The sequence below is a fragment of the Pseudomonas sp. OF001 genome (genome assembly GCF_904426495.1).
In the GTDB taxonomy this organism is placed as follows: Bacteria; Pseudomonadota; Gammaproteobacteria; order Pseudomonadales; family Pseudomonadaceae; genus Geopseudomonas.
The window spans coordinates 94,916-121,666 of the sequence record NZ_CAJGBM010000005.1 but is presented as its reverse complement, the minus strand read 5'-3'; the positions used below and the strand labels follow the sequence as shown (position 1 = coordinate 121,666).

General features: G+C 71.7%; 21 protein-coding genes and 1 pseudogene. 16 read left to right on the top strand and 6 right to left on the bottom strand.

Going from position 1 to position 26,751, the window contains the following annotated elements:
• Positions 1–405 precede the first annotated feature (405 nt).
• The 6 genes and pseudogenes from RA210_RS04775 to RA210_RS04750 all read left to right on the top strand — a co-directional run.
• Positions 406–1,242: a DUF3426 domain-containing protein gene (locus RA210_RS04775; RefSeq protein WP_236574616.1), complete on the top strand. Its 837-nt coding sequence runs from the start codon at positions 406–408 to the stop codon at positions 1,240–1,242.
• A 116-nt stretch (positions 1,243–1,358) separates the two neighbouring features.
• Positions 1,359–2,357, top strand: coding sequence for a tRNA dihydrouridine synthase DusB (gene dusB / locus RA210_RS04770; RefSeq protein WP_201485569.1), 999 nt, complete (start codon positions 1,359–1,361; stop codon positions 2,355–2,357).
• Complete coding sequence (fis, locus tag RA210_RS04765; protein WP_136491717.1) at positions 2,354–2,674, top strand: DNA-binding transcriptional regulator Fis; 321 nt, start codon at positions 2,354–2,356, stop codon at positions 2,672–2,674. The genes dusB and fis overlap by 4 nt, the downstream gene beginning before the upstream one ends.
• Positions 2,675–2,747: 73 nt before the next feature.
• Positions 2,748–4,355 (top strand): bifunctional phosphoribosylaminoimidazolecarboxamide formyltransferase/IMP cyclohydrolase, encoded by a 1,608-nt coding sequence (gene purH, locus RA210_RS04760; RefSeq protein ID WP_201485568.1) that lies wholly within the window; start codon positions 2,748–2,750, stop codon positions 4,353–4,355.
• A gap of 137 nt (positions 4,356–4,492) precedes the next feature.
• Positions 4,493–5,785, top strand: a complete 1,293-nt coding sequence (purD, locus tag RA210_RS04755; protein WP_201485567.1) for a phosphoribosylamine--glycine ligase — start codon at positions 4,493–4,495, stop codon at positions 5,783–5,785.
• Between the two features lie 279 nt (positions 5,786–6,064).
• Positions 6,065–7,975 (top strand): annotated as a pseudogene (locus RA210_RS04750) (response regulator); the annotation flags it as partial.
• 22 nt (positions 7,976–7,997) lie between these two features.
• On the opposite strand, the gene azu reads toward RA210_RS04750, so the two are convergent.
• The 3 genes from azu to RA210_RS04735 all read right to left on the bottom strand — a co-directional run bounded on the left by azu (position 7,998) and on the right by RA210_RS04735 (position 11,660).
• Complete coding sequence (gene azu / locus RA210_RS04745; protein ID WP_136491731.1) at positions 7,998–8,429, bottom strand: azurin; 432 nt, start codon at positions 8,427–8,429, stop codon at positions 7,998–8,000.
• A 267-nt stretch (positions 8,430–8,696) separates the two neighbouring features.
• Positions 8,697–9,344 (bottom strand): response regulator transcription factor, encoded by a 648-nt coding sequence (locus RA210_RS04740; RefSeq protein WP_201485566.1) that lies wholly within the window; start codon positions 9,342–9,344, stop codon positions 8,697–8,699.
• Positions 9,345–9,347: 3 nt separating this feature from the next.
• The gene (locus RA210_RS04735) at positions 9,348–11,660 is read right to left on the bottom strand and encodes a PAS domain-containing sensor histidine kinase (RefSeq protein WP_442963372.1); all 2,313 of its coding nucleotides are present in this window, start codon (positions 11,658–11,660) and stop codon (positions 9,348–9,350) included.
• Between the two features lie 197 nt (positions 11,661–11,857).
• Here RA210_RS04735 and RA210_RS04730 point away from each other — a divergent pair, with 197 nt between their 5' ends.
• The 5 genes from RA210_RS04730 to RA210_RS04710 all read left to right on the top strand — a co-directional run bounded on the left by RA210_RS04730 (position 11,858) and on the right by RA210_RS04710 (position 18,447).
• On the top strand, positions 11,858–13,477 hold the full coding sequence (locus tag RA210_RS04730; protein ID WP_201485565.1) for an acyl-CoA synthetase: 1,620 nt from the start codon (positions 11,858–11,860) through the stop codon (positions 13,475–13,477).
• Between the two features lie 102 nt (positions 13,478–13,579).
• A complete protein-coding gene (locus RA210_RS04725; protein ID WP_136491422.1) occupies positions 13,580–13,909 on the top strand; it encodes a DUF485 domain-containing protein in 330 nt (109 codons plus the stop codon).
• The gene (locus RA210_RS04720) at positions 13,906–15,573 is read left to right on the top strand and encodes a cation acetate symporter (protein ID WP_136491421.1); all 1,668 of its coding nucleotides are present in this window, start codon (positions 13,906–13,908) and stop codon (positions 15,571–15,573) included. Before RA210_RS04725 ends, RA210_RS04720 begins: the two co-directional genes overlap by 4 nt.
• 91 nt (positions 15,574–15,664) lie before the next feature.
• On the top strand, positions 15,665–17,446 hold the full coding sequence (locus tag RA210_RS04715; protein WP_136491420.1) for an acyl-CoA dehydrogenase C-terminal domain-containing protein: 1,782 nt from the start codon (positions 15,665–15,667) through the stop codon (positions 17,444–17,446).
• Between the two features lie 134 nt (positions 17,447–17,580).
• Entirely contained in the window at positions 17,581–18,447 is an 867-nt protein-coding gene (locus RA210_RS04710; RefSeq protein WP_136491419.1) for an MBL fold metallo-hydrolase, read from the top strand.
• A gap of 21 nt (positions 18,448–18,468) precedes the next feature.
• On the opposite strand, the gene RA210_RS04705 is transcribed toward RA210_RS04710, so the two are convergent.
• The 3 genes from RA210_RS04705 to mpl are packed head-to-tail and all read right to left on the bottom strand — an operon-like array spanning position 18,469 to position 20,799.
• Positions 18,469–18,810, bottom strand: coding sequence for a YceK/YidQ family lipoprotein (locus RA210_RS04705; RefSeq protein ID WP_136491418.1), 342 nt, complete (start codon positions 18,808–18,810; stop codon positions 18,469–18,471).
• Positions 18,803–19,435: a flavin prenyltransferase UbiX gene (gene ubiX / locus RA210_RS04700; protein ID WP_136491417.1), complete on the bottom strand. Its 633-nt coding sequence runs from the start codon at positions 19,433–19,435 to the stop codon at positions 18,803–18,805. Before ubiX ends, RA210_RS04705 begins: the two co-directional genes overlap by 8 nt.
• Positions 19,436–19,446: 11 nt before the next feature.
• On the bottom strand, positions 19,447–20,799 hold the full coding sequence (mpl, locus tag RA210_RS04695) for a UDP-N-acetylmuramate:L-alanyl-gamma-D-glutamyl-meso-diaminopimelate ligase (RefSeq protein WP_201485564.1): 1,353 nt from the start codon (positions 20,797–20,799) through the stop codon (positions 19,447–19,449).
• A 168-nt stretch (positions 20,800–20,967) separates the two neighbouring features.
• Between mpl and RA210_RS04690 the strand changes: the two genes are divergently transcribed.
• The 5 genes from RA210_RS04690 (at position 20,968) to RA210_RS22055 (ending at position 26,700) form a co-directional block, all read left to right on the top strand.
• Positions 20,968–23,214: a YdbH domain-containing protein gene (locus RA210_RS04690; RefSeq protein WP_201485563.1), complete on the top strand. Its 2,247-nt coding sequence runs from the start codon at positions 20,968–20,970 to the stop codon at positions 23,212–23,214.
• A 16-nt stretch (positions 23,215–23,230) separates the two neighbouring features.
• Positions 23,231–23,431 carry a YnbE family lipoprotein gene (locus RA210_RS04685; protein ID WP_136491755.1) on the top strand — a complete coding sequence of 67 codons (201 nt, stop codon included), beginning with the start codon at positions 23,231–23,233 and terminating at the stop codon, positions 23,429–23,431.
• 10 nt (positions 23,432–23,441) lie between these two features.
• Positions 23,442–23,786: a YdbL family protein gene (locus RA210_RS04680; RefSeq protein ID WP_136491754.1), complete on the top strand. Its 345-nt coding sequence runs from the start codon at positions 23,442–23,444 to the stop codon at positions 23,784–23,786.
• Positions 23,787–23,880: 94 nt separating this feature from the next.
• Positions 23,881–24,729 carry a zinc-dependent peptidase gene (locus RA210_RS04675; protein WP_201485562.1) on the top strand — a complete coding sequence of 283 codons (849 nt, stop codon included), beginning with the start codon at positions 23,881–23,883 and terminating at the stop codon, positions 24,727–24,729.
• A 63-nt stretch (positions 24,730–24,792) separates the two neighbouring features.
• The gene (locus tag RA210_RS22055) at positions 24,793–26,700 is read left to right on the top strand and encodes a diguanylate cyclase domain-containing protein (protein ID WP_201485561.1); all 1,908 of its coding nucleotides are present in this window, start codon (positions 24,793–24,795) and stop codon (positions 26,698–26,700) included.
• Positions 26,701–26,751: the final 51 nt, after the last annotated feature.

Below are 26,751 nucleotides of genomic sequence, written 5' to 3'. Positions count from 1 at the left end.
TGTTTTTAATGATACGGCAACCACCGAGATCTACACACTTTCCCTACACAACGCTCTTCCGATCTCGCCGGGCAGACGCCCCCGGCGACGCTCGCCAGCCCTGACACCGGCGCCGCGGCGGCGACCACCGCCACGCTGCAGCCGGCCGGCTACACGCCCGCCCCGCCGCTGGCGCCCGCCGGGGAAGCCGAGACGCCCGCCGCACCGCTCGCCGGCAAGGCGGCGGACGACACCCTGTGGATCCACGACGACCTGGACCTGGACAACCTCGACCTCGACGAGGAACTGGCCAGGCTGGAGCTCGACGGGCTCGAGCTGAGCAGCGAGTTCCGCGACCTGCAACCAACCCATGCCCCCTTCGGCTCCGCCCAGGACAGCAAACCCGATCCCCACGACGAGAGCTGGGTGGAAGCCCTGCTCAACGAGCCCGTCGTCCCGGCCGCTCCCGCCGCCCCGCCGGCCGGCGCCGCGCCGCGACTGATCGACGAGCCGCCGCTGGAGCTGGAGGACGTCGACCCCGACTTCCCCGAGCTCGACGACGACGCCGAGGAAGCCGAGCGCCACGCCCCCGGCGCCCTGGTCGCCGAGCGCGACGAGCCCATTTCGGTCAGCGCCGCCGCCGCCAGCCTGGCCGCCGCCGGTGCCGCCGCAGCGGCCGCCACCGACGGTCCCCGTCGCAGCGAACCGCGCCTGCGCGACGAGGGCCTGCTCAGCCTCAACGACGAGCCGCTGCAGCTCGACTGGCAGCCGCCCCGGCCCAGCTGGGCGCGCCGCCTGCTGTGGTCGCTGCTGATCCTGCTGGCCCTCGGCGGCCTGGCCGGCCAGTACGTCTACTACAACTTCGAGCAGCTGGCCCGGCAGGAGCAGCTGCGCCCCTGGTTCGAGCGGCTGTGCCCGCTGCTCGGCTGCCAGCTGCCGCCGCGGGTCGACGTCAGCCTGGTGAAGAGCAGCAACCTCACCGTGCGCAACCATCCGAGCCACCCCGGCGCGCTGACCGTAGACGCCATCCTCTACAACCGCGCCGACTTCGCCCAGCCCTTCCCGCTGCTCGAACTGCGCTTCGAGGACATCAACGGCCAGCCGCTGGCCAGCCGCAGCTTCAAGCCCGGCGAGTACCTGGCCGGCGAGCTGGCCGGGCAGAGCGACATGCCGCCACAGACGCCGATCCACATCGCCCTGGAGATCATCGACCCGGGCACCCGGGCGGTGAACTACCGGCTGGCCTTCCACTCGCCGGACTAAGCCGCGCCGCCGGCTGTTCAAAAAATACTCAGAACAGCCTTTATCCATCCGGCGGGAGCGGGTATCATCGCCACCCTTTTCCAGCAGCTGATTTGCCCCTGCGGCAGGGATACCCCATGTCGGTGGTTCGCATCGGCCCCTACACCCTCCCCAATCGCGTGATCCTGGCCCCCATGGCCGGCGTCACCGATCGCCCGTTCCGCCAGCTCTGCCGCCGCCTCGGCGCCGGCCTGGTGGTGGCCGAAATGCTCACCAGCGACGTGCGCCTGTGGCACAGCCGCAAGTCGCGCCTGCGCATGCTCCACGACGGCGATCCCGAGCCGCGCTCGGTGCAGATCGCCGGCGGCGACCCGCAGATGCTCGCCGAGGCGGCGCGCCGCAACGTCGAGCTGGGCGCGCAGATCATCGACATCAACATGGGCTGCCCGGCCAAGAAGGTGTGCAACAAGGCCGCCGGCTCGGCGCTGATGAAGGACGAGCAGCTGGTCGGGCAGATCCTCGACGCGGTGGTCGCCGCCGTCGACGTGCCGGTGACCCTGAAGATCCGCACCGGCTGGGACCGCGACAACCGCAACGGGGTGGCCATCGCGCGCATCGCCGAGCAGGCCGGCATCGCCGCCCTCTCGGTGCACGGCCGCACCCGCGCCGACCTGTACACCGGCGAGGCCGAGTACGCCACCATCGCCGCGATCCGCGAGGCGGTGGACCTGCCGCTGTTCGCCAACGGCGACATCGACTCGCCCGAGAAGGCCCGCGCCGTGCTCGAGGCCACCGGCGCCGACGCGGTGATGATCGGCCGCGCCGCCCAGGGCCGGCCGTGGATCTTCCGCGAGATCGAGCATTTCCTGCGCACCGGCGAGCTGCTGCCCGCCCCCGCGCTCGCCGAAGTCGAGCGCATCCTCCTCGGCCACCTGGCCGAACTGCATGCCTTCTACGGAGCCGAGCAGGGCGTGCGCATCGCCCGCAAGCACGTCGGCTGGTACCTGGCGACCCTGCCCGGCGCCACCGCCTTCCGTAGCGAATTCAACCGTCTGGACTGCCCCGCCGCGCAGCACGAGCACGTGCGCCGCTTCTTCGCCGGGCAGCACGACACCTGCAGCGGGACGGCCGCATGACCAACCTGAACGAGCATTTTGTGAGTGGAACGACTGCCGTGAGCGACAACGCCAACCTGAAACAGCACCTGATCGCCCCCAGCGTGGAGCGGCAGACCCTGCGCGACAGCGTGGAACAGGCGCTGCACAACTACTTCGCCCACCTCGACGGCCAGCCGGTGACCGACGTCTACAATCTGGTGCTGTCGGAAGTGGAGGCGCCGTTGCTGGAAACCGTGATGCGCTACGTCAAGGGCAACCAGACCAAGGCCTCCGAGCTGCTCGGCCTGAACCGCGGCACCCTGCGCAAGAAGCTCAAGCAGTACGACCTGCTGTAACCCGATTTCGCCCGAGGGACGCGCGGTCCGGCCGCGCGCCCTTCAGTCCAATCCTGTCCTGATGGAATCCGAGATGACCGACCAGACCACCCGCCTTCCCGTCCGCCGCGCGCTGATCAGCGTGTCCGACAAGACCGGCGTCGTCGACTTCGCCCGCGAACTCGCCGCCCTCGGCGTCGAGATCCTCTCCACCGGCGGCACCTTCAAGCTGCTGCGTGACAACGGCATCGCCGCCGTGGAAGTGGCCGACTACACCGGCTTCCCGGAAATGATGGACGGCCGGGTGAAGACCCTGCATCCGAAGATCCACGGCGGCATCCTCGGCCGTCGCGATCTCGACGGCGCGGTGATGGTCGAGCACGGCATCCAGCCGATCGACCTGGTCGCGGTCAACCTCTACCCGTTCGCCGCCACCGTGGCCAAGGCCGGCTGCACCCTGCCCGACGCCATCGAGAACATCGACATCGGCGGCCCGACCATGGTCCGTTCGGCGGCCAAGAACCACAAGGACGTCGCCATCGTGGTCAACGCCGGCGACTACGCCGGCATCGTCGAGGGCCTCAAGGCCGGCGGCCTGACCTACGCCCAGCGCTTCGACCTGGCGCTGAAGGCCTTCGAGCACACCGCTGCCTACGACGGCATGATCGCCAACTACCTGGGCACCATCGACCAGGCCGCCGAGACCCTGTCCACCGAAGGCCGCGCCGCGTTCCCGCGCACCTTCAACAGCCAGTTCGTCAAGGCCCAGGACATGCGCTACGGCGAGAACCCGCACCAGAGCGCGGCCTTCTACGTCGAGGCCAACCCGGCCGAGGCTTCGGTGGCCACCGCCCGCCAGCTGCAGGGCAAGGAGCTGTCGTTCAACAACGTGGCCGACACCGACGCCGCGCTGGAGTGCGTGAAGAGCTTCACCAAGCCGGCCTGCGTGATCGTCAAGCACGCCAACCCGTGCGGCGTGGCCGTGGTCCCGGAAGCCGACGGCGGCATCCGCAAGGCCTACGACCTGGCCTGGGCCACCGATACCGAATCCGCCTTCGGCGGCATCATCGCCTTCAACCGCGAGCTGGACGGCGAGACCGCCAAGGCCATCGTCGAGCGCCAGTTCGTCGAGGTGATCATCGCCCCGAGCGTGTCCGCCGAGGCCCGCGAAGTGGTGGCCGCCAAGGCCAACGTGCGCCTGCTCGAGTGCGGCCAGTGGCCGGCCGAGCGCATCAATGGCCTGGACTACAAGCGCGTCAACGGCGGCCTGCTGGTGCAGAGCCGCGACATCGGCATGATCACCGAGGCCGACCTCAAGGTCGTCACCCAGCGCGCGCCGAGCGAGCAGGAGCTGCACGACCTGATCTTCGCCTGGAAGGTGGCCAAGTTCGTCAAGTCCAACGCCATCGTCTACGCCAAGAACCGCCAGACCGTCGGCGTCGGTGCCGGCCAGATGAGCCGCGTCAACTCCGCGCGCATCGCCGCGATCAAGGCCGAGCACGCCGGCCTTGCGGTCGAGGGCGCGGTGATGGCGAGCGACGCCTTCTTCCCGTTCCGCGACGGCATCGACAACGCCGCCAAGGCCGGCATCACCGCGGTGATCCAGCCGGGTGGCTCGATGCGCGACGCCGAGGTGATCGCCGCCGCCGACGAGGCCGGCATGGCCATGGTGTTCACCGGCATGCGCCACTTCCGTCACTGAGAACCGATCGCCGATCGTCCCCACGCTCCGCGTGGGGATGCAGCCCGGGACGCTCGGCGTCCCATGCCGCGGACGCCGAGCGTCCACAGCACCGCTCCCACGCAGAGCGTGGGAACGATCAACATGAGGCTTGAAACATGAACGTACTGATCATCGGCAGCGGCGGCCGCGAACACGCCCTGGCCTGGAAAGTCGCACAGGATCCGCGCGTCGAGAAGGTCTTCGTCGCCCCCGGCAACGCCGGCACCGCCACCGAGGCCAAGTGCGAGAACGTCGCCATCGACGTGCTGGCCATCGAGCAGCTGGCCGACTTCGCCGCCGCCAACGTGCAGCTGACCATCGTCGGCCCCGAGGCGCCGCTGGTGAAGGGCGTGGTCGACCTGTTCCGCGCCCGCGGCCTGGACATCTTCGGCCCGACCGCCGCCGCCGCCCAGCTGGAAGGCTCCAAGGCCTTCACCAAGGACTTCCTGGCGCGCCAGAACATCCCCACCGCCGCCTACCAGAACTTCACCGAAGTCGAGCCGGCGCTGGCCTACCTGCGCGAGCAGGGTGCGCCGATCGTGGTCAAGGCCGACGGCCTGGCCGCCGGCAAGGGCGTGATCGTCGCCATGACCCTGGAAGAAGCCGAGGAAGCGGTGCGCGACATGCTCTCCGGCAACGCCTTCGGCGACGCCGGCGCGCGCGTGGTGATCGAGGAATTCCTCGACGGCGAGGAAGCCAGCTTCATCGTCATGGTCGACGGCGAGCACGTGCTGCCGATGGCCACCAGCCAGGACCACAAGCGCGTCGGCGACGGCGACAGCGGCCCGAACACCGGCGGCATGGGCGCCTACTCGCCGGCTCCGGTGGTCACCGCCGAGGTGCACCAGCGGGTGATGGACGAGATCATCTACCCGACCGTGCGCGGCATGGCGGCCGAGGGCAACGTCTACACCGGCTTCCTGTACGCCGGCCTGATGATCGACAAGAGCGGCGCGCCCAAGGTCATCGAGTTCAACTGCCGCTTCGGCGACCCGGAAACCCAGCCGATCATGGTCCGCCTGGAGTCCTCGCTGGTGCTGCTGGTCGAGGCCGCGCTGGCCAAGGCGCTGGACAAGGTCGAGGCGACCTGGGACCCGCGGCCGACCGTGGGCGTGGTGCTGGCCGCCGGCGGCTACCCGGGCGACTACGCCAAGGGCGACGTGATCGAGGGCCTCGACGCGGCGGCGAAGATCGACGGCAAGGTGTTCCACGCCGGCACCGCGCTGAACGCCCAGGGCCAGGTGGTCACCGCCGGCGGCCGCGTGCTGTGCGCCACCGCCATCGGTGCCAGCGTGTCCGACGCCCAGCAGCAGGCCTACCGCCTGGCCGAGCAGATCCGCTGGAACGGCATGTTCTACCGCCACGACATCGGCTACCGCGCCATCGCCCGCGAGCGCGGCGAGGGCTGATGCCGCTCCCCCTCCGGCCGCCGCCCGGCGCGGCGGCCGGACCCGCCCGCGCGGCCCGCCCATCAGGCCGGAGCGCAGCCTGCAACGGGCTGCCATATACTTGCCGGTCGGGGTTACGCCCCTCCGCTTTTCCGTAATACTCTGCCTACCCCACCCAGAAAGGGACGCCTGATCGTGCGCTGGCTTCGGATTGCCATCACCCTGGTCGCCAGCCTGCTGCTGGCGCTGCCCATGCTCCTGCTGGCGCCGCGGGAAGAGGCCGGAGGCCCGCCCTCCTGGCTGCCGGCGACGCTCGAGCCGGCGCTGCTGCTCGGCGCCATGGGCGGCGTGCTGCTGATGCTCGCCGCCTACCACCTGATCCGCTTCGCCCATGGCCGCGATCCGCGCAATCTCCTGCAGTCGGCGCTCTGCCTGCTGCCGGTGGGCCTCGGCATCGCTGGCCTGTGGCCCGATCTGCCGCTGCTGGCCAATGCCGGCCTGCTCTGCGCCGCCACCCTCGGTCTGTTCTTCTACAGCGTGCGCCTGCGCCTGACCCAGCGCGCGCAGCTGCACGCCCGTGCCAGCGCCAGCCGCGCCGAGGCCACCAGCCGCGCCGAACAGGAAGCCAAGGCGCAGCTGCTGGCGCGCATCAGCCACGACATCCGCACCCCGATGAACGGCGTGCTGGGCATGACCGAGCTGCTGCTCGGCACGCCGCTGTCGGCCAAGCAGCGCGACTACGTGCAGACCATCCACAACTCGGGCAACGAGCTGCTGCTGCTGATCAACGAGATCCTCGACCTGTCCGCCCTGGAGTCTGGGGAGATCGAGCTGGAGGAGGTGCAGTTCGACCTGCACGCGCTGATCGAGGAATGCCTCGACATCTTCCGCGCCCGCGCCGAGCGCCAGGGCCTCGAGCTGATCGGCTTCGTCCAGCCGCAGGTGCCGCGCACCCTCAGCGGCGACCCGGCGCGCCTGCGCCAGACCCTGCTCAACCTGCTCGACCACGCCTTCCAGCAGACCGACGAGGGCGAGGTGATGCTGGTCGCCGCCCTGGAGCGCGACAGCGACAGGCCGCGCCTGCGCATCGCCGTGCAGGACAGCGGCCGGCCGCTGAGTCCGGAGCAGCGCGAGGCGCTGGAGCGCACGCCGCTGAACAGCCGCGACTACATGCCGCCGCGCCATGGCGAGGGACATTTCGGCCTGGCCATCAGCCGCCAGCTGATCGCCCTGATGCACGGCGAGTTCGGCATCGAGAGCGGCCAGCAGCAGGGCTCGACCCTGTGGTTCAGCCTGCCGCTGGACCCGGCCTGCCTCGCCCAGGCCGCCCTCGACCCCGACCTGCAGCTGCGCGAGGCGCGGGTGCTGGTGGTCGACGACAACGAGACCTGCCGCAAGGTGCTGATCCAGCAGTGCACCAGCTGGGGCCTGCTGGCCGAGGGCGCCGCCCACGGCAAGGCGGCGCTGGCGCAGCTGCGCAGCAAGGCCAACCTGGGCGAATACTTCGACGCGGTGATCCTCGACTACGACATGCCGGACATGAACGGCCTGCAGCTGGCGGCGAAGATCAAGGCCGACGCCTACCTCAACCACGACCTGCTGCTGATCATGCTCGGCGGGCAGAACCAGGCGCCGAGCAAGCTGGTGGCGCGCAACGCCGGGATCTGCCGCATCCTCGCCAAGCCGGTGGCCGGCTATACCCTCAAGTCCACCCTCGCCGAGGAGCTGGGCCGCGTCCGTCGCGGCCTGGCCGGGCCGCCGGGCAGCCGGCCCGCCGCGGCGCGCCAGATGCCGGCCGACTTCCGCGTGCTGGTCGCCGAGGACAACAGCATCTCCACCAAGGTGATCCAGGGCATGCTCGGCAAGCTCGACCTCGAGCCCGACCTGGTCAGCAACGGCCGCGACGCGCTGCGCGCCATGCAGAACCAGCAGTACGACCTGGTGCTGATGGACTGCGAGATGCCGGTGCTCGACGGCTTCGCCGCCACCGAGCAGCTGCGCGCCTGGGAGGCCGCGCGCCAGCGGCCGCGCACGCCGGTGGTGGCGCTGACCGCGCACATCCTCGGCGAGCACAAGGAGCGCGCCCTCAAGGCCGGCATGGACGGCCACGTGGCCAAGCCGGTGGAGCTGTCGCAGCTGCGCGAGCTGGTCGAGCACTGGCTCGCCCACAAGGAGCAGCAGCAGGCCCAGCGCGCGGCGCGCTCGCTCTGAACGGCGGCGGGCGCCGGACGGCTCAGTCGGCCAGGCGCAGGGTGCCGCGCATCAACGGCGCATGGCCGGGGAAGGAGCAGAAGAACCGGTAGTCCTCGCCGTCCTCGAGCAGGCTAACCGGGAAGGTCACCGAGTCCGACTCGCCGCCACCGAGCAGGCGGGTGCTGGCGATCACCCGCGCATCGCCGGGGCGCACGAAGCTGTGGCCGAGGCCGCCGAGCAGGCCGGCATTGGCCACCGCCTGCTGCTCGCCGGCGCGCGCCAGCACCCAGTTGTGGCCCATGCGGGTGTGCTCCAGGCGCCCGGTGTGGTGCAGGTGGACGGTGAACTCCCGACAGCTGCGGTCGACCTCGATGAGGTCGGTGTCGAAGGCGATGCGGTCGCTGGCCTCGATGTCGACGCTGCACTCCGCCGCCCACAGCGGCATGGCGAGCAGGGCCAGCAGGCCCCCCATCAGGAATTGGCGGGTCACGAAAGGGAGCTCCTCGCTTGGAACATCGGAAATTCAAGCCAGAAGACCGTGCCCTCGCCGCGCTAGTTCCTGCCAGCGGTCGGCTATCGTTGCCATAGAGGGATTCAAGCAGCCGGCGCGCGGCCGGCGGCGGACAATGGGTCCCACCCCACGGAGGACGCCAGCATGGACATCCACGCACTGCTCGAGCGCATTCTCGACGCCTACGCCGCCTACGCCGGCTGCTGCTGCGGCGGCTGCGTCGACTGACTAGCCCCGCTCGCCGCGCGGATCGAGCGGATCGATCAGCCCGGCCACGCAAGCCATGCCGATCAGGTCGCTGAGGCGCTCGGCCTGCATGCGCTTCATCACCCGCGCGCGGTACAGGTCGACGGTCTTCACGCTGATGTCGAGCTGCTCGGCGATTTCGCGGCTGGTGTAGCCCTGCACCAGCGGCAGCAGCACGTCGCGCTCGCGCGGCGTCAGGCTGTCCAGCCGCGCGCGCAGCGCTGCCGCGCCGCCCTCGCGGGCCAGCCGCTCGGCGTGACGACGCAGCGCCTGCTGCACGCTGTCGAGCAGCTGCTGCTCGTTGCACGGTTTCTCGAGGAAATCGCAGGCGCCGGCCTTGAAGGCGCGCACCACGATGGGCACGTCGGCGTGGCCGCTGACGAAGATCACCGGCAGCTCGAGGCCGCGCGCGCGCATCTCCTCCTGCACGTTCAGCCCGCCCATCCCCGGCATGCGCACGTCGAGCAGCACGCAGCCCGGTCGCGCCGGGTCGCAGGCCGCCAGAAAGTCCCGCCCGTTGGTGAACGGCAGGGCACTGATTCCCACCGACTCGAGCAGCCACACGGTCGAGTCGAGCATGCCCCGGTCGTCGTCGACCACGTACACCACCTGTTCCTGCACCACCGCCATCGCTCACTCCTGTCGTTCCCGTTGCCCCGCATCGCCCTCGCCGCGCCCGGCCAGCGGCAGGCTGCAGGTCAGCCGCAGCCCCTCGGCCCGGCGGCTGGCGCCCAGCTCGCCGCCGAAGCCCTCGACGATCGAGCGGCTCATCGACAGCCCCAGGCCCAGGCCTTCGGCCTTGCTGGTGTAGAAGGGCGTGAAGATGTGCTCCAGCTCCGCCTCGCCGACGCCCGGCCCCTGGTCCTCGACGCCGATGCACAGGCGCTGGCCGCCGTCCTCCAGGCCCGCCGTCAGGCGGATGCGCGAGGGCGTGCCGGGGTGCGCCTCGCGGTTGGCCTCGATGGCGTTGCGCAGCAGGTTGAGCAGCACCTGTTCGAGCAGCACGCGGTCGGCGTACACCGGCGGCAGATTGTCCGGCAGATCCTCGTCGATCGCCACCTGCGCCTGCGCCGCCTCCCAGGCGCACAGGCGCACCGCCTCGCGCGCCACCGCCGCGGCGTCGAGCGCCTGCATGCGCCGCTGGCCCTTGCGCAGGAAGGCGCGCAGGCGGCGGATCACCTCGGCGGCGTGGTTGGCGTGGGCGGTGATCCGCTCCAGGCCCTGGGCCACCCGCTCGACCGCCTGCGGGTCCTGGCCGACGCTGCGCAGGTAGCGCTGGCTGGCGCCGGCGTAGTTGACCACCGCGGCCAGCGGCTGGTTGATCTCGTGGGCGATCCCCGAGGCCAGCTCGCCGAGGGTGACCAGCCGCGCGGTGTGCGCCAGCTCGTCCTGGTGGCGGCGCAGCTGGCTCTCGCGCAGCTCGCGCTCGGTCATGTCGCGCGCCACCAGCGAGAAGTAGCGGCCGCCGTCGGCGCCGGCATGCGCCAGCAGCACCAGCGACACCGGCAGGGACGCCGTGCCGTCCGGGGCGTGCAGGCGCATGTCGCTGTTCCACACGCCGTGCTGTTCGGCGCAGGCCAGCCCGGCGCCGAGCAGGCGCGCCAGCTCGGCGGGCTCCAGCAGCGCGGCCAGCGACGGCGCCGCCGCGCCCTCGGCCAGGCCCAGGGTGCGCCGCGCCGACTGGTTGAGGTAGGTGAGATTGCCGCCGCGGTCGATGAACAGCACCAGGTCGGTGGTCGCCTCGATCACCTCGGCCAGCCGCCGGCGCGCCTCCTCGCCCTGCACCCGCGCGGTGATGTCGCGCGACACGCTGACGATCTCCACCACCGTGCCGGTGTAGGTCTCGCGGATCGCCCGCGCGGCGGTCTCGAACCACAGGTAGCGGCCATCGCGGTGGCGCAGGCGGTAGCTCATGGTGTGGTAGCCGAGGCGCTCGAGCTGCTCGCGGGCCTGGCGCATCTGGCCCAGGTCGCCCGGATGCAGCAGCTCGCGCACGCGCAGCCCGCGCAGCTGCTCCGGCCAGTAGCCGAGCAGGGTCCAGGACGCCGGCGAGGCGTCGAGGAAGCGGCCGTCCGGGGTGTGCCGGGAGATCAGGTCGGTGGTGTTCTCGGTGATCACCCGGTACAGCCGGCGCGCCCGCGCCGCCTCGCGCTCGCCGCGCAGCTGCTCGCTGGCGTCGCGGCCGCGCGCCAGCACGCGGCCGCCGTCCACCGGGACGAACTGCCAGAGCAGACTGCGCCCGCCGACCTCGGCGGCCACCGGCCCCACCGCGCGCTGCTGGCCGCGACAGGCCTGCACCAGCTGGCGATGGTTGACCGGCAGCAGCGCCGCCGTGGAGTTGGCCGCACAGTCCTGCTGCAGGCGGTGGGCGGCGCGGTTGAGGTCGAGCACGCCACCCTCGGCGTCGAGCAGCAGGCCTGGCGCATCGTCGGCCTGCAGCAGCGGCGCCGGACGCAGCTGCTGGCGGGCCAGGCCGAGCAGCGCAGCGAGCAGCTCGCCGAGCCAGGCCGCCAGCCCCGGCGCGACACCCTCGGCGAGCACCAGCAGCAGCAGGCCGGGCTCGCCGGGAGCCAGCTCCAGGGCCAGGGCCACGCCATCGCGGATGCCGGCGCGGCGCAGGCGGCCGGCCAGCCAGCAGGGCAGCGCACGCAGGGTCGCGACGTCCAGTTCGCGGCGCGCCGCCAGCGCGGCGAGCAGCTCGGCATCGCTGGCCCCCGCCGGATCGCCCGCCCCCGGCGGCAGGCGCCGCGCGCTGCCCAGCTCGGCGTAGGTGCCGGCCGCCGTCTGCCAGGCCAGGTAGTAGGCCTGCGCCACCTCGGGCCGCGCCTGCGCCAGGCGCAGCAGGGCGTCGGCCAGCTCGTCGCGCGCCACGCTCTCGCCGGCCAAGCGCAGCAGCTCGCGCATTTCGCGCGGCACCCCGCCCCCCTGAGTGTCGATCAACGCCATGGTCTCCGGGCCTCTCCCGTCTGATATGGTATTTGTACTATATATCTACAGATAAAAACCTATACACATTTCCGAAAATACGATCTATGCTCGGGGCAAGTCATCACAGGGACGTGGTGCCGCAGGTCGTCGATCCGGCCGCGCCGCGTCGATGCACGAACAAGAACAGAGCTAACAATCAGCCAGCGGATACTGTCATGTCGATCTACGAGCAGGGCCTCGCGCCCGCCCCCGTGAACCACGTCGCCCTCTCCCCGCTCAGCTTCATCGAGCGCACCGCCAGCATCTACCCCGACCGCCTCGCCGTGATCCACGGCGCCATCCGCCGCGACTGGCGCGAGACCTACCGGCGCTGCCGGCGCCTGGCCTCGGCGCTGGCCGGGCGCGGCATCGGCCAGGGCGACACCGTGGCGGTGATGCTGCCCAACATCCCGGCCATGCTCGAGGCGCACTTCGGCGTGCCGATGGTCGGCGCGGTGCTCAACACCCTCAACGTGCGCCTGGACGCCGAGGCCATCGCCTTCATGCTGCAGCACGGCGAGGCCAAGGTGCTGATCGCCGACCGCGAATTCCACGAGGTGGTGCACGCCGCGGTCGGCATGCTCGGCCGGCCGCTGCTGGTGATCGACGTCGACGACCCCGAGTACGGCGAGGGCCAACCGACCAGCGAACTCGACTACGAGGCCTTCCTCGCCGAGGGCGACCCGCAGTTCGCCTGGCAGGGCCCGGACGACGAGTGGCAGGCGATCAGCCTCAACTACACCTCCGGTACCACCGGCAATCCCAAGGGGGTGGTCTACCATCACCGCGGCGCCTTCCTCAACGCCATGGGCAACCAGATGACCTGGGCGATGGGCCATCACCCGGTCTACCTGTGGACCCTGCCGATGTTCCACTGCAACGGCTGGTGCTTCCCGTGGACCATCACCGCGCTGGCCGGCACCCACGTGCTCCTGCGCCGGGTCGACCCGCAGAAGATCCTCACCCTGATCCGCGAGCACCGCGTCACCCACCTGTGCGGCGCGCCCATCGTGCTCAACGCGCTGGTCAACATGCCCGACTCGGCCAAGGCCGCCATCGACCACCCGGTCAACGCCATGGTCGCCGGCGCCGCGCCGCCGGCCAAGGTGATCGGCGCGGTGGAGGAGATGGGCATCAAGGTCACCCACGTCTACGGCCTCACCGAGGTCTACGGCCCGGTCACCGTGTGCGCCTGGCACGAGGAGTGGGACGCCCTGTCGCTGGACGAGCGGGCGCGCATCAAGGCGCGCCAGGGCGTGCGCTACCCGACCCTGGAAGGGGTGATGGTCGGCGACCCGAAGACCCTCGAGCCGGTGCCGCGCGACGGCGAGACCCTCGGCGAGATCTTCATGCGCGGCAACACGGTGATGAAGGGCTACCTGAAGAACCCGACCGCCACCGAGGAAGCCTTCGCCGGCGGCTGGTTCCACACCGGCGACCTGGCCGTGTGCCACCCGGACGGCTACGTGGAGATCAAGGACCGTCTCAAGGACATCATCATCTCCGGCGGCGAGAACATCTCGACCATCGAGGTCGAGGGCGTGCTGTACCGCCACCCGGCGGTGCTGGAGGCCGCGGTGGTGGCCCGCCCGGACGAGAAGTGGGGCGAGACGCCCTGCGCCTTCGTCACCCTCAAGCAGGGCCACGCGGCCAGCCAGGCGGACATCGTCACCTTCTGCCGCGAGCACCTGGCGCACTTCAAGGTGCCGAAGACCGTGGTGTTCGACGCCCTGCCGAAGACCTCCACCGGCAAGATCCAGAAGTACGTGCTGCGCGACTGGGCGCGGGCGCTCTAGCCCGCCCTCCGGCCCGCCCCTCCCCGCCCAGGATCACCACGCGGCGGCGCCTCGCGCGCCGCCGTGCAGGGTACGGCTACAACAACAACTCGGAGCCCGCTCATGGACCTCAGCGTTACCCGTCATGCCCAGAGTTACGACCAGATCCGCAACAACCCCAAGTTCCGCCAGCTGGCGCAGAGCCGTTCGCGCCTGGCCTGGTCGCTGAGCGCCGCGGTGCTCGGCACCTACTTCCTGTTCATGGCCACCGTGGCCTTCGCCCCCGAACTGCTGCACCGGCCGCTGGCCGAGGGCAGCCCGCTGACCGTCGGCCTGCCGGTCGGCGCCGCAGTGATCGTGCTGTCCTGGCTGCTCACCGGCTGGTACGTGCGCTGCGCCAACACCCGCTTCGACGCCCTCAACGCCGAACTGATCGAGGAGAGCCGGCAATGAACGCACTGCGCACCCTCGGCCTCGCCGCCCTCGCCCTGCTGCCCGCCGCCGCCCTCGCCGGCCCCGGCGTCGCCGCGGCCGAGAAGCAGCCGCTCAACCTGCACGCCATCGGCATGTTCTTCGTCTTCGTCCTCGGCACCCTGGCGATCACCTGGTGGGCGGCGCGGCAGACCCGCTCGACGTCCGACTTCTACACCGCCGGCGGCGGCATCAGCGGCTTCCAGAACGGCCTGGCGATCGCCGGCGACTACATGTCCGCCGCCACCCTGCTCGGCCTGTCCAGCCTGATGTTCGCCAAGGGCTACGACGGCTTCGTCTACACCGTGGCGTTCTTCGTCGGCTGGCCGCTGATCACCTTCCTGATGGCCGAGCGCCTGCGCAACCTCGGCCGCTTCACCTTCGCCGACATCGTCTCCTACCGCCTCGACCAGACGCGCATCCGCACCTTCGCCGCGTTCGGCTCGCTGACCGTGGTGTGCTGCTACCTGGTGGTGCAGATGGTCGGCGCCGGCCAGCTGATCAAGCTGCTGTTCGGCCTCGACTACCCGGTGGCGGTGGTGGTGGTCGGCCTGCTGATGCTGGTCTACGTGATCTTCGGCGGCATGATCGCCACCACCTGGGTGCAGATCATCAAGGCCGTGCTGCTGCTCGCCGGCGGTACCACCCTGGCGTTCCTGGCCATGGCCGAGTTCGGCTTCAGCTACTCGGCGCTGGCCGAGCGCGCCATCGACACCCATGCCATCGGCAAGGCGATCATGGGCCCGGGCAGCATGCTCGCCGACCCGTTCAACGCCGCCTCGATGTCGCTCGGTCTGGTGTTCGGCATCGCCGGCCTGCCGCACATCCTGATGCGCTTCTTCACCGTGCCCAACGCCAAGGAAGCACGCAAGTCGGTGTTCTTCGCCACCGGCTTCATCGGCTTCTTCTTCCTGGTGGTCGCCACCCTCGGCTTCTCCGCCATCGTCATCGTCGGCAGCGACCCGCAGTACTTCGTCGGCGGCGACACCAAGGGCGCGCTGGTCGGCGGCGGCAACATGGTGGCCATGCACCTGGCCAAGGCGGTCGGCGGCAACCTGTTCCTCGGCTTCCTCTCCGCCGTGGCCTTCGCCACCATCCTCGCCGTGGTCGCCGGCCTGGCCCTGGCCGGCGCCTCGGCGATCTCCCACGACCTGTACGCCACCGTGCTGAAGAAGGGCCAGGCCAGCGAGCGGGACGAGATGCGCGTGACCCGCATCGCCACCGTCGGCCTGGGCATCGTCGCCATCCTGCTGGGCATCCTGTTCGAGAAGCAGAACGTCGCCTTCCTGGTCGGCCTGACCTTCGGCGTCGCCGCCTCGACCAACTTCCCGGTGCTGATCATGGCCATGTACTGGAAGGGCCTGACCACCCGCGGCGCCCTGTGCGGCGGCATCGCCGGCCTGGTCAGCGCCATGCTGCTGGTGATCCTGTCGCCGGCGGTGTGGGTCACCGTGCTGGGCAACGCCAAGGCGATCTTCCCCTACGACCACCCGGCGCTGATCTCCATGCCGCTGGCCTTCCTGGTCATCGTGGTGGTCTCCAGGCTGGACCGCAGCGCCCGCGCGATGCGCGAGCGCGCCGCCTTCGACGACCAGTTCGTACGCGCGCAGACCGGCCTCGGCTCGGCCGCCGCGGTCGCCCACTGACCCCACAGCAACAGCGCCCCGGCCGTCCGCGGATGGCCGGGGCGCACGAATCAGCGGGCGCCCGCGCGCCCTGATCCATCGAGGTTCCGACATGCCCGAGTTCAACGCCCCCCTGCGCGACATGCGCTTCGTCCTCCATGAAGTCTTCGCCGCCCCGGCCCTGTGGGCGCGCCTGCCGGCGCTCAGCGAGAGCATCGACGCCGACACCGCCGACGCCATCCTCGAGGAGGCCGCCAAGGTCACCGGCCAACTGCTCGCCCCGCTCAACCGCAGCGGCGACGAGGAAGGCGCGCGCTTCGACAACGGCGCGGTGGCCACCCCAGCCGGCTTCCGCGAGGCCTACGCCACCTACATCGACGGCGGCTGGGTCGGCCTGTCCGGCAACCCGGCCTACGGCGGCCTGGGCATGCCCAAGATGCTCGCCGTGCAGTTCGAGGAGATGCTCTACGCCGCCGGCTCCAGCTTCGCCCTGTACTCGGCGCTGACCTCCGGCGCCTGTCTGGCCATCGACGCCCACGCCAGCGAGGAACTCAAGCAGACCTACCTGCCGCGCCTGTACAGCGGCGAGTGGGCCGGCACCATGTGCCTGACCGAGCCCCATGCCGGCAGCGACCTCGGCCTGTTGCGCGCCCGCGCCGAGCCGCAGGCCGATGGCAGCTACGCCATCAGCGGCACCAAGATCTTCATCACCGGCGGCGAGCAGGACCTCACCAAGAACATCGTCCACCTGGTGCTGGCGCGCCTGCCCGACGCCCCGGCCGGTTCGCGCGGCATCTCGCTGTTCCTGGTGCCCAAGTTCCTGGTCGAAGCCGACGGCAGCCTCGGCGCGCGCAACCCGGTGAGCTGCGGCTCCATCGAACACAAGATGGGCATCAAGGCCTCGGCCACCTGCGTGATGAACTTCGACGGCGCCCGCGGCTGGCTGGTCGGCGAGCCGAACCGCGGCCTGGCGGCGATGTTCACCATGATGAACTACGAGCGCCTGTCGATCGGCATCCAGGGCATCGGCTGCGCCGAGGCCTCCTACCAGAGCGCCGTGGCCTACGCCCGCGAGCGCCTGCAGGGCCGCGCGCCGGGCGGCGCCGTGGCGCCCGAGAAGAGCGCCGACCCGATCCTCGCCCAGCCCGACGTGCGGCGCATGCTGCTGACCATGAAGGCGCTCACCGAAGGCGGGCGCGCCTTCGCCTGCTGGGTCGGCCAGCAGCTCGACCTGGCCAAGTTCGCCAGCGACGCGCAGGAGCGGCGCGACGCCGAGGCGCTGGTCGCCCTGCTCACCCCGGTGGCCAAGGCGTTCTTCACCGACACCGGCCTGGAGAGCTGCGTGCACGGCCAGCAGGTGTTCGGCGGCCACGGCTACATCCGCGAGTGGGGCCAGGAGCAACTGGTGCGCGACGTGCGCATCGCGCAGATCTACGAGGGCACCAACGGCATCCAGGCCCACGACCTGCTCGGCCGCAAGGTGCTGGGCGGCGACGGCGCCGGCCTGCGCCTGTTCGCCGCCGAGATCCGCGCCTTCGTCGACAGCCCGGCCGGCAGCGCCCAGCCGTTCTCCGGCGAACTGCTCGCCGCCCTCGACTGCCTGGAGCACTGCGGCGACTGGCTGCGCCAGCAGGCCGCGGCCAACCCCGCGGAAGTCGGCGCCGCCGCGGTCGACTACCTGCAACTGTTCGGCTACGTCGCCTACGCCTACATGTGGGCGCGCATGGCCGCCGTGGCCCAGGCCAACCGTGGCGCCGACGAGGCCTTCTACGCCGCCAAGCTGGCCACCGCGCAGTTCTACTTCCGCAAGCTGCTGCCGCGCATCCACAGCCTGGAGGCGAGCATCCGCGCCGGCAGCGCGCCGCTGTACGGACTCGACGACGCGCAGTTCTGAACCGCCTTCCCCGTTTCCCGTGAGCCACTTTGCGCGGCGTGCCGTCCTGCGGCCGTCGCGTTTTTTTCTTCCGCGTGGCAGCCTGACTGCCTGCCGCGCCGCTGCGCGCAGCAAAACAACAACAAGGAGCCCCCATGCGTACCCTGACCACCCTGTCCGGCAACAGCCAGAAACTCGACGGCGGCGCCATGTTCGGCAACGCCCCGCGCGCCCTGTGGGAGCGCTGGATGCCGGCCGACGAGCTGCACCGCATCGATCTCGGCTGCCGCGCCCTGCTGGTGCGCGAGGACGAGCGCAACGTGCTGGTGGAAACCGGCATCGGCGCCTTCTTCAGCCCCGAACTGAAGGAACGCTTCGGCGTGCAGGAAAGCCGCCACGTGCTGCTCGACAACCTGGCGAAGCTGGGCCTGTCCGACGCCGACATCGACGTGGTGGTTCTCACCCACCTGCACTTCGACCACGCCGGCGGCCTGCTCGCCCCCTGGGCCGAGGGCCAGCCGCCGCGCCTGCTGTTCCCCCACGCCCGCTTCGTCACCGGCCGCCGCCAGTGGCAGCGCGCCCTGGCGCCGCACGCCCGCGACCGCGCCTCCTACATCCCCGAGCTGCTCGAACTGCTCGAAGCCAGCGGCCGCCTGGAACTGCTCGACGACGGCGAGACCTCGCCGACCCTCGGCCCCGACTGGCGCTTCCACGTCAGCGACGGCCACACCCCCGGCCAGTTCCTCCCCGAGGTGCAGATGCCCGGCGGCCCGGTGGTGTTCGCCGGCGACCTGATCCCCGGCGCACCCTGGGTGCACCTGCCGATCACCATGGGCTACGACCGCTTCCCGGAAGGGCTGATCGAGGAAAAGACCGCGCTGCTCGAGGACCTGCTGGCGCGCAATGGCCGGCTGGTGTTCACCCACGACCCCAGGGTGGCGATGGGCCGGGTGGTGCGCGATTCAAAGGGCAAGTACGGGTTGAGCGAAGGCTGTGCGGAGGTGGTGGGGCTGGTGGAGTGACCGATCGCGCCTGACGCCGCCTCAGTTGCCGCCAACCACCTGCAACCCCAGCCCCAGCTCCGCCGCAATCGACAGCGGCAGCAGCAGGGTGTCCAGCAACGCGCTGGCCGGCAGGTCGAGCCCCGGATATTTCGGCGCCTCGGCGCCGAAGCGGTCCAGCGGGCAGCAGCCGCCGTTGAGGGCGTACCAGTCCAGGCGGGTGCCGGAATAGATCAGCGGCGCGCCAGGCTTGGCGGCATCGAGGGTGCGCACGCTGGCGCAGCCGCTCAGCAGCAGCGGCGCCAGCAGCAGGAGCGCCGGGGCGAATCTGTTCGCCTTCGCGGCGAGGCCGGCGAATGAATTCGCCCCTACAGGTTCACTCATCGGGGCTCACCCGGTGGTGCTCGCCCCAGCGCGGCAGCATGTCCTGGGGGATGTTCAGCTGGTTGAGGATGCGCGCCACCACGAAATCGACCAGGTCGTCGATGGTCTGCGGCTGGTGGTAGAAGCCCGGCGCGGCAGGCAGGATCACCGCGCCCATGTTGGACAGCCTGAGCATGTTCTCCAGGTGGATGGTGGAGAACGGCGCCTCGCGCGGCACCAGGATCAGCTGGCGGCGCTCCTTGAGCGCCACGTCGGCGGCGCGCTCGATCAGGTTGTTGCAGGCGCCGGTGGCGATGGCCGACAGCGAGCCGGTCGAGCACGGCACCACCACCATGGCCGCCGGGGCGCTGGAGCCGGAGGCCGGCGGCGCCATCCAGTCGTCCTGGCCGAACACGCGGATCTGCCCGGGCGCGGCGCCGGTGTACTCGGTGAGGAACGCCTGCATCGCCCGCGGCCGCGGCGGCAGGGCGACGTCGGTCTCGGTGGCCATCACCAGCTGCGCCGCCCTGGAGATCAGGAAGTGCACCTCGCGCTCCTCCTGCACCAGGCAGTCGAGCAGGCGCAGGCCGTACTGCGAGCCGGACGCGCCGGTCATGGCCAGGGTGATGCGTTCGGGACCGCTCATCGCCATCCTCCTTATTCGGCCAGCGCCTTGGCCAGCTTGCCGTGCAGGCCGCCGAAGCCGCCGTTGCTCATGATCACCACCTGGGTGCCCGGGGTGGCGCTGCCCTTGACCGCGGCGATGATGCCCTCCAGCGAGTCGCACACGGTGCTCGGCACCGTGGAGCCGGCCACGCTGGCGGCCAGGTCCCAGCCGAGGCTGGCCGGCGCGTACCAGATGGCGCGGTCGGCCTGGCTCACCGAGTCCGCCAGCCCCTCGCGGTGGGCACCGAGCTTCATCGAGTTCGAGCGCGGCTCGATCACCGCGATGATCGGCGCGCTGCCGACGCGCTTGCGCAGGCCGTCGAGGGTGGTGGCGATGGCGGTCGGATGGTGGGCGAAGTCGTCGTAGAGGGTGACGCCCCTGACCTCGGCGACCTTCTCCATGCGCCGCTTGACGCTCCTGAAGCTCGACAGCGCCGCGCAGCCCTGCGCCGGAGTGACGCCGACGTGACGCGCCGCGGCCAGGGTGGCCAGGGCGTTGGCGACGTTGTGGCGGCCGGTCAGCTCCCACTCGACGCTGCCCTGCACGGCGCCCTCGAACAGCACCTCGAAGCGCGAGCCGTCCTCGGCGAGCAGATGGGCCTGCCACTGGCCGCCGTGGCCGGTGGTCTGCACCGGGGTCCAGCAGCCCATCTCCAGCACGCGGCCGAGCGCCTCCTCGGCGGCCGGGCGGATGATCAGCCCCTCGCCCGGCACGGTGCGCACCAGGTGGTGGAACTGCCGCTCGATGGCCGCCAGATCCGGGAAGATGTCCGCGTGGTCGAATTCCAGGTTGTTGAGGATCGCGGTGCGCGGGCGGTAGTGGACGAACTTGCTGCGCTTGTCGAAGAAGGCGCTGTCGTACTCGTCGGCCTCGACCACGAAGAACGGCGTGCCGCCCAGGCGCGCGGACACGCCGAAGTTCTGCGGCACCCCGCCGATCAGGAAGCCCGGGCTCATCCCGGCATCCTCCAGCACCCAGGCCAGCATGCTGCTGGTGGTGGTCTTGCCGTGGGTGCCGGCCACCGCCAGCACCCAGCGGCCCTGCAGCACGTGGTCGGCCAGCCACTGCGGGCCGCTGACGTAGGGCAGGCCGGCGTTAAGCACGTGCTCCACCGCCGGGTTGCCGCGCGACAGGGCGTTGCCGATCACCACCAGGTCCGGCGCCGGGTCGAGGTGCGCCGGATCGTAGCCCTGCATGAGTTCGATGCCCTGGGCCTCGAGCTGGGTGCTCATCGGCGGGTAGACGTTGGCGTCGGAGCCGGTGACGCGGTGGCCGAGTTCCTTGGCCAGCACCGCCAGCGAGCCCATGAAGGTGCCGCAGATGCCGAGAATGTGGATATGCATGGGTGTCCTCGAATACGGGCGGGCAGGGCCCGGAAAACTGTCGCGCAGGTTAGCACAGCCCCCGGTGGACCACAGGCGCGGCCGGCAATTCCGCGAACCACTGCCTTGCCCCCGCGGCGCCGGCGGGCCACCCTTGCCGGCATGCGCAACCGACCCGAGGACCGTCCGATGACGGCACGCCCGCCCCGCTGGCGCCGCACCCTGCGCCGGATGGCGCTCGCCCTGCCGCTCGCCGCGCTGGCTGCCGCACTGGCCGCGGCCGGCTACGCCTGGCAGTGGTGGCTGCAGGTGCAGCAGGAACAGGGCATCGTCGGCCTCGACTGGCACGGGCTGCAGGTGTCCCGCCACGGCCTGCGCCTCGAACGCCTGGAGCTGCAGCAGCTGGCCGCCGACGGCCGCCGCCTGCAGCTCGCCGCCGACACCGTGCAGCTCGACTGGCGGCTGCAGCGCACCGCGTCATACCTCGAGCGCCTGCACGTCGCGCACCTGCAGCTCGACTGGCAGGCGCCGGCCGCGCCCGGCGGCGAGGCCAGCCGCCTGCCCAGCGCCGACGCGCTGGCCGGCCTGCTCGCCTGGCTGCCGCGCGAGCTGCAGGTGCAGCGCATCGACGCCCGCCTGCCCTGCCCCGCCGCTCCCTGCCGGCTGCGCGGCAGCCTCGCCCTGCAGCAGCCCGGCGCCGTCCTGCTGCCGGCCAGCCTGAGGCTGGACCTGGAGGAAGGCGAGCACCGCCTGCGACTGGCCGGCAGCCTGGACGGCCGCGCGGACGACGCCCGCCTGCAGCTGGCGCTGGAACTGGACGGGCAGCCGCACCTCGCCCTCGCCGCCCGGCTCGGCGACGCGTCCGGCCAGCGCAGCCTGCAGGGCAGCCTGCAGCTGCCGCCGCGGCCCCCGGCGCCCTGGCTGCGGCAGTGGCTGGCGTCGATGTTCGGCGCCGCCGCCGAGCCGCTGGCCCGCCTGCCGGACGACCTGCAGCTCGACGCCGACTGGACCCTGCAGCTGCCGGCCGGCTGGCGCCCGCAGGACGGCCTGCCGGCCGCGGCCAACCTGCAGCAGGCGCGCCTGCAGGCCCGGCTGCCGCGCCTGCGCCTGGAGTCGTTCGAACTGCACGAGGTCCGCGCCGACCTGGCGCTGGCCGGCCAGTGGCAGGAGGAGGCGCTGCAACTGGAACTCGCGGCGGACGCGCACCTCGCCGCACGCCGCCTGAGCGGTGCCGACGGCCTGCGCCTCGACGCCCCGCGCCTCGGGCTGGCCGGCCTGCAGCTGCGCCGCGAGGCGGACGGCAGCGTGCAGCTGGCCGGCCCGCTGAGCCTGCACGGCGCCCGCCTGCAGCAGGCCGCCCTGCAGCCGCAGGGCTGGCGCTGGCAGGGCCGCGTCGAGGCGAACGCGCAGGCGCTGCGTCTCGACGGCCGCCTGGACAACGACGCCGGCCTGGCGCTCGACCTGCAGCTGCAGCGCCCGGCCGACGGCAGCCTGGCCCTGCGCGGCCGCCTGGCGGAGCTCGACCTGGCCGCCGGCAACCCGCTGGCCGCGACCCTGGCCGCCTGGCCGGCGCCGCTGGAGCTGACCAGCGGCCACCTCGCCGCCCACGCCGACCTGCAGCTGCCCGCGGGCAAGGCCGCGCCGCGCGGCGAACTCGAGCTGCAGCTGAAGGCCGTCGGCGGCATCCTCGAGCGCAGCGAACTGCTCGGCCTGGACGGCAGCCTGCACGCCGAACTGCACGAGCGGCAGCTCGCCGTGGAGCTGCCCGCCCTGCGCCTTCAGCGCCTCAATCCGGGCATTCCCCTCGGCCCGCTGCAGCTGCGCGCCAGCTACCAGGCCGCGCAGGCGACGCCGTTGGCCGGGCGCCTGCAGCTGTGGCAGGCCGAGGCCGGGCTGCTCGGCGGCCAGCTGGCGGCCGAGCCGGCGCGCCTCGACCTGGCCCGCCCGCCGCAGCGCCTCGCCGTGCAGGTCCGCGGCCTGGAACTGGCCGAACTGCTGCGGGTCTACCCCGCAGAGGGACTCTCCGGCCGCGGCACCCTGGACGGCCGCCTGCCGCTGCGCCTCGACGCCGAGGGCCTGCACATCGTCGAGGGACGGATCGCCGCGCGCGCCCCGGGCGGCGCGCTGCAGCTGCGCTCGGAGCGCATCCGCGCCTTCGCCCGCAGCAACCCCGCGTTGCAACTGGCCGCCACGGCGCTGGAGGATTTCCGCTACGATCGCCTGGAAAGCGAGGTCGACTACGCGCCCCGCGGCCAGCTGCTGCTGGCCCTGCGCCTGCACGGCCAGAACCCCGCGCTGGAGGGCGGCCGGCCGGTGAATCTCGCCATCAACCTGGAAGAGAACGTGCCCAGCCTGCTGACCAGCCTGCAGCTCTCCGGGCGGGTCAACGAAGCCATCCAGCGCCGCGTGCAGCAACAGCTGCAGCGGCGCGACTGACACGGGAGACCGCACCATGCGCCTGCGCCACCTCGCCACCCTCCTGACGGCGAGCCTGCTGCTCGGCCTGCTGGGCGCCTGCACCCCCACGGTGCAACTGGCCGCCCCCAAGGAGCCGATCAACATCAACCTCAACGTGAAGATCGAGCACGAGATCTACATCAAGGTGGACAAGGCGCTGGACAACATCCTCGACGAATCCAGCGGCCTGTTCTGAGGAGCCCGACATGACCCTTCCCAAGCGCATCGCCACCCTGCTGCTCGCCTTCGGCTTCAGCCTCTCGGCCCTGGCCCTCGACCTGCCCGGGGCGATGACCGCGCTGCCCGCCGCCAAGGCCGCCGGCCAGCTCGGCGAGCAGACCGACGGCTATCTCGGCGTGGTCGCCCCCGGCGGCCAGGCGGCCGAGATCGCCCGCCTGATCAACCAGGCGCGGCGCGCCGAGTACCAGCGCCTGGCCACCCAGAACGGCATCCGCCTCGCCGACGTCGAAGCCCTGGCCGGCAAGAAGGCGGTGGAGAAGACCCCGCCCGGCCAGTTCATCCGCCTCGACGGCCAGTGGCGGCGCAAGTAGCCCGTCCCCCTCCCGCGAAGTGGCGCCGGGCCCCACACCCCGGCGGCGATGGCTTACAATCGGCCATCGCCTGCCGCCCGAGGGAGTCTCTGCCGTGTTCTTCCGCAACTGGCGCCGCCGCCGTCTGCTCGCCCGCCATCCCCTCGACCCGCAGCTATGGGCCGCGGTGTGCGCCGACCTGCCGCTGCTCGCCGGCCTCGACGCCGGCGAGCGCCAGCGCCTCGGCGAGCTGTGCCTGCTGCTGCTCCACGACAAGCAGCTGACCTGCCTGCCCGGCGTCGAGCTGGACGATGCCGCGCGCCTGCGCCTGGCCGCCCAGGCCTGCCTGCCGCTGCTGCACCTGCCCGACCTCGACTGGTACCAGGGCTTCCACCAGCTGCTGCTGTATCCCGACGACTTCCTCAGCCCGCAGCGCCACCGCGACGAGGCCGGGGTCGAGCACGTCTGGGACGACGAGCGCAGCGGCGAGGCCTGGCAGCAGGGCCCGGTGATCCTCGCCTGGCCGGGGGTGCAGGCCAGCGGCACCCTGGACGGCTACAACCTGCCGATCCACGAGCTGGCGCACAAGCTGGACATGCTCAACGGCGACGCCAACGGCCTGCCGCCGCTGCACGCCGACATGCGCATCGCCGAATGGGCCGACGCCATGCAGCAGGCCTTCGATGCGCTGAACGCCGAACTGGACCGCGACCCCGACGCCGAGACCGCCATCGATCCCTACGCCGCCGAGAGCCCGGCCGAGTTCTTCGCCGTGGCCAGCGAGTACTTCTTCAGCGCCCCCGACCTGCTCGACGCCGCCTTCCCGGCTGTCTACGCGCAGCTGCGCCTGTTCTATCGCCAGGATCCGCTGGCGCGCCTGGGCGAGCGCCTGCAGGAGCTGTCCGCGCCGAACGGGAACGCCTGCCCGCACGGCCTGCCCGACGCCCGGGCGCCGCGCCACTGACCCTCACGCCACCCCGAGCAGCCGACGCGGGTTCGGCGACTGCCCGCCCGAAGGAGCCCCAGATTGCCCAACCGCACGGCAGACCAACTCGCTCGCCCACAAGGCCAGTCCATTCCCCGCCTGCAGCGCCGGCTGCAGCGCCTGCTCGCCATCGGGGTGGCGGCCACCACCTGCCTGGTCGGCCTGGCCACCAGCCTGCCGATGTACCTCCAGCTGAGCAACAAGATCGACCTGCACGCCGAACTCGACGTGCAGGTCCGCGCGCTGGCCAGCAGCCATCTGCTCGAACACATGGCCGATACCGCCATGCAGCTCACCTCGCGCTCGGAAATCCGCCGCATGCTCGAGCGCTACAACGCCGGCGAGATCGAGCTCGCCGAGCTGCAGGCGTTCACCGCACCGCGCCTGCGCGAACCCCTGGCGCAGGCGGCGGACGTGCTCGGCCTGGTGCGCCTGGACGCCCGCGGGCAGCCGGTACTCGCCCTGCGCCAGCCCGTGCCCAGGGAGCACTGGCCGATCCCCGCAGCCGATCAGCAGCTGCCCCGCCTGGTGGGGCCGCTGCTGATCGGCGACACCCCGGTGCTGCTGGTCGGCGCCCCCATCCTCTCCCCCGACGGCCGCCGTGCCGGCACCGACATCGCCGCCTTCACCCTGGACAGGCTGCGCGACCTGCTGCCGATGACCGACGGGTACAGCGGCGACATGCAGATCCACCTGATCAACGTGGCCGAACGGCGCGCCGTGCATGTCCACGATGCCGACACCGCGCTGCTGGCGACGCCGGACTGGCATCCGCTGTTCGCGGCCCTGCGCCAGGCGAGCGACCTGCCGCTGCATGCCGTGCGGCTGCCCGAGCACGAGCGCCTCGGCGCCCTGGTCGCCTTCGCCCGCCCGCTGCCGGAGCACGGCGACTGGGCCATCGCCCTGCTCTCACCGCGCGACGTGCTGTACGCCGGCGCCCGCGCGGAACTGCTCTGGCCGCTGCTCGGCATCCTCCTGCTGGGCCTCGCCGGCGGCGGGCTGATCTTCATGCTGGCGCGCCCGCTGCTGCAGCGCATGCTCGAGCAGTCGCAGAGCCTCGGCCTGGCGGCCAGCGTGTTCGAGCACAGCAACGAGGGCATCCTGCTGCTCGACGAGCGACAGCGCATCATCGGCCTCAACCCCGCCGGCAGCCGTCTGCTGCGCTGCCGGCTCGCCGAGCTGGAAGGCCGGCGCGCCTGCGAGGCCCTGCTGCTCGACACCAGCGAAGCGGACTGTGCCGCCATGTGGGCCCAGGTCAGCCGGACCGGCAGCTGGCAGAGCGAGGTCACCCTGCTGCGTGGCGACGGCGAGGCCTTCAGCGCCTGGCTGTCGCTGGCCGCGATCTACGACGAGCAGCGCCGGCCGAGCCACTTCACCGGCCTGTTCACCGACATCAGCGCCGCCAAGGAGGAGCAGGAACGCATCCTGCAGATGGCCTACCACGACCGCCTCACCGGGCTGCCCAACCGCAGCCTGGTTCGCGACCGCCTGACCCAGGCGCTGCGCCAGGCCAGGCGCCAGGGCAGCCTGCTGGCCGTGCTGTTCCTCGACCTCGACCGCTTCAAGCCGGTCAACGACACCTTCGGCCATGCCGTCGGCGACCTGCTGCTGCGCGCCGTCGCCGAGCGCCTGGCGCAGACCGTGCGCGACAGCGACACCGTGGCGCGCCTGGGCGGCGACGAGTTCCTGATCGTCCTCGAGGACCTCGACGACGTCGCCATGGCCGAGCGGATCGCCGGCCGCCTGGTCGAGGCGCTGCAGCAGCCCTTCCCGATCGACGGCCACGTGCTGCACATCGGCACCAGCATCGGCATCGCCCTGTATCCCGACGACGGCAGCGACGCCGCCGAACTGGTGCGCAAGGCCGATGCCGCCATGTACCGGGCCAAGGACAACGGCCGCAACCGCTACGCCTTCCATGACCAGCGACAGCGGACCCTGACCGACTGACGCACGGCAGGCTGCGGCAACATGGCGCATCCGCCCGAATACGCCTATAAT

Excerpts from the sequence above, each read along its gene's own strand:
- dusB (WP_201485569.1), top strand. The coding sequence starts at position 1,359 with ATGTCGGTGGTTCGCATCGGCCCCTACACCCTCCCCAATCGCGTGATC.
- fis (WP_136491717.1), top strand. The coding sequence starts at position 2,354 with ATGACCAACCTGAACGAGCATTTTGTGAGTGGAACGACTGCCGTGAGC.
- purH (WP_201485568.1), top strand. The coding sequence starts at position 2,748 with ATGACCGACCAGACCACCCGCCTTCCCGTCCGCCGCGCGCTGATCAGC.
- purD (WP_201485567.1), top strand. The coding sequence starts at position 4,493 with ATGAACGTACTGATCATCGGCAGCGGCGGCCGCGAACACGCCCTGGCC.
- azu (WP_136491731.1), bottom strand. The coding sequence starts at position 8,429 with ATGGGGGGCCTGCTGGCCCTGCTCGCCATGCCGCTGTGGGCGGCGGAG.
- RA210_RS04740 (WP_201485566.1), bottom strand. The coding sequence starts at position 9,344 with ATGGCGGTGGTGCAGGAACAGGTGGTGTACGTGGTCGACGACGACCGG.
- RA210_RS04735 (WP_442963372.1), bottom strand. The coding sequence starts at position 11,660 with ATGGCGTTGATCGACACTCAGGGGGGCGGGGTGCCGCGCGAAATGCGC.
- RA210_RS04730 (WP_201485565.1), top strand. The coding sequence starts at position 11,858 with ATGTCGATCTACGAGCAGGGCCTCGCGCCCGCCCCCGTGAACCACGTC.
- RA210_RS04725 (WP_136491422.1), top strand. The coding sequence starts at position 13,580 with ATGGACCTCAGCGTTACCCGTCATGCCCAGAGTTACGACCAGATCCGC.
- RA210_RS04720 (WP_136491421.1), top strand. The coding sequence starts at position 13,906 with ATGAACGCACTGCGCACCCTCGGCCTCGCCGCCCTCGCCCTGCTGCCC.
- RA210_RS04715 (WP_136491420.1), top strand. The coding sequence starts at position 15,665 with ATGCCCGAGTTCAACGCCCCCCTGCGCGACATGCGCTTCGTCCTCCAT.
- RA210_RS04710 (WP_136491419.1), top strand. The coding sequence starts at position 17,581 with ATGCGTACCCTGACCACCCTGTCCGGCAACAGCCAGAAACTCGACGGC.
- RA210_RS04705 (WP_136491418.1), bottom strand. The coding sequence starts at position 18,810 with ATGAGTGAACCTGTAGGGGCGAATTCATTCGCCGGCCTCGCCGCGAAG.
- ubiX (WP_136491417.1), bottom strand. The coding sequence starts at position 19,435 with ATGAGCGGTCCCGAACGCATCACCCTGGCCATGACCGGCGCGTCCGGC.
- mpl (WP_201485564.1), bottom strand. The coding sequence starts at position 20,799 with ATGCATATCCACATTCTCGGCATCTGCGGCACCTTCATGGGCTCGCTG.
- RA210_RS04690 (WP_201485563.1), top strand. The coding sequence starts at position 20,968 with ATGACGGCACGCCCGCCCCGCTGGCGCCGCACCCTGCGCCGGATGGCG.
- RA210_RS04685 (WP_136491755.1), top strand. The coding sequence starts at position 23,231 with ATGCGCCTGCGCCACCTCGCCACCCTCCTGACGGCGAGCCTGCTGCTC.
- RA210_RS04680 (WP_136491754.1), top strand. The coding sequence starts at position 23,442 with ATGACCCTTCCCAAGCGCATCGCCACCCTGCTGCTCGCCTTCGGCTTC.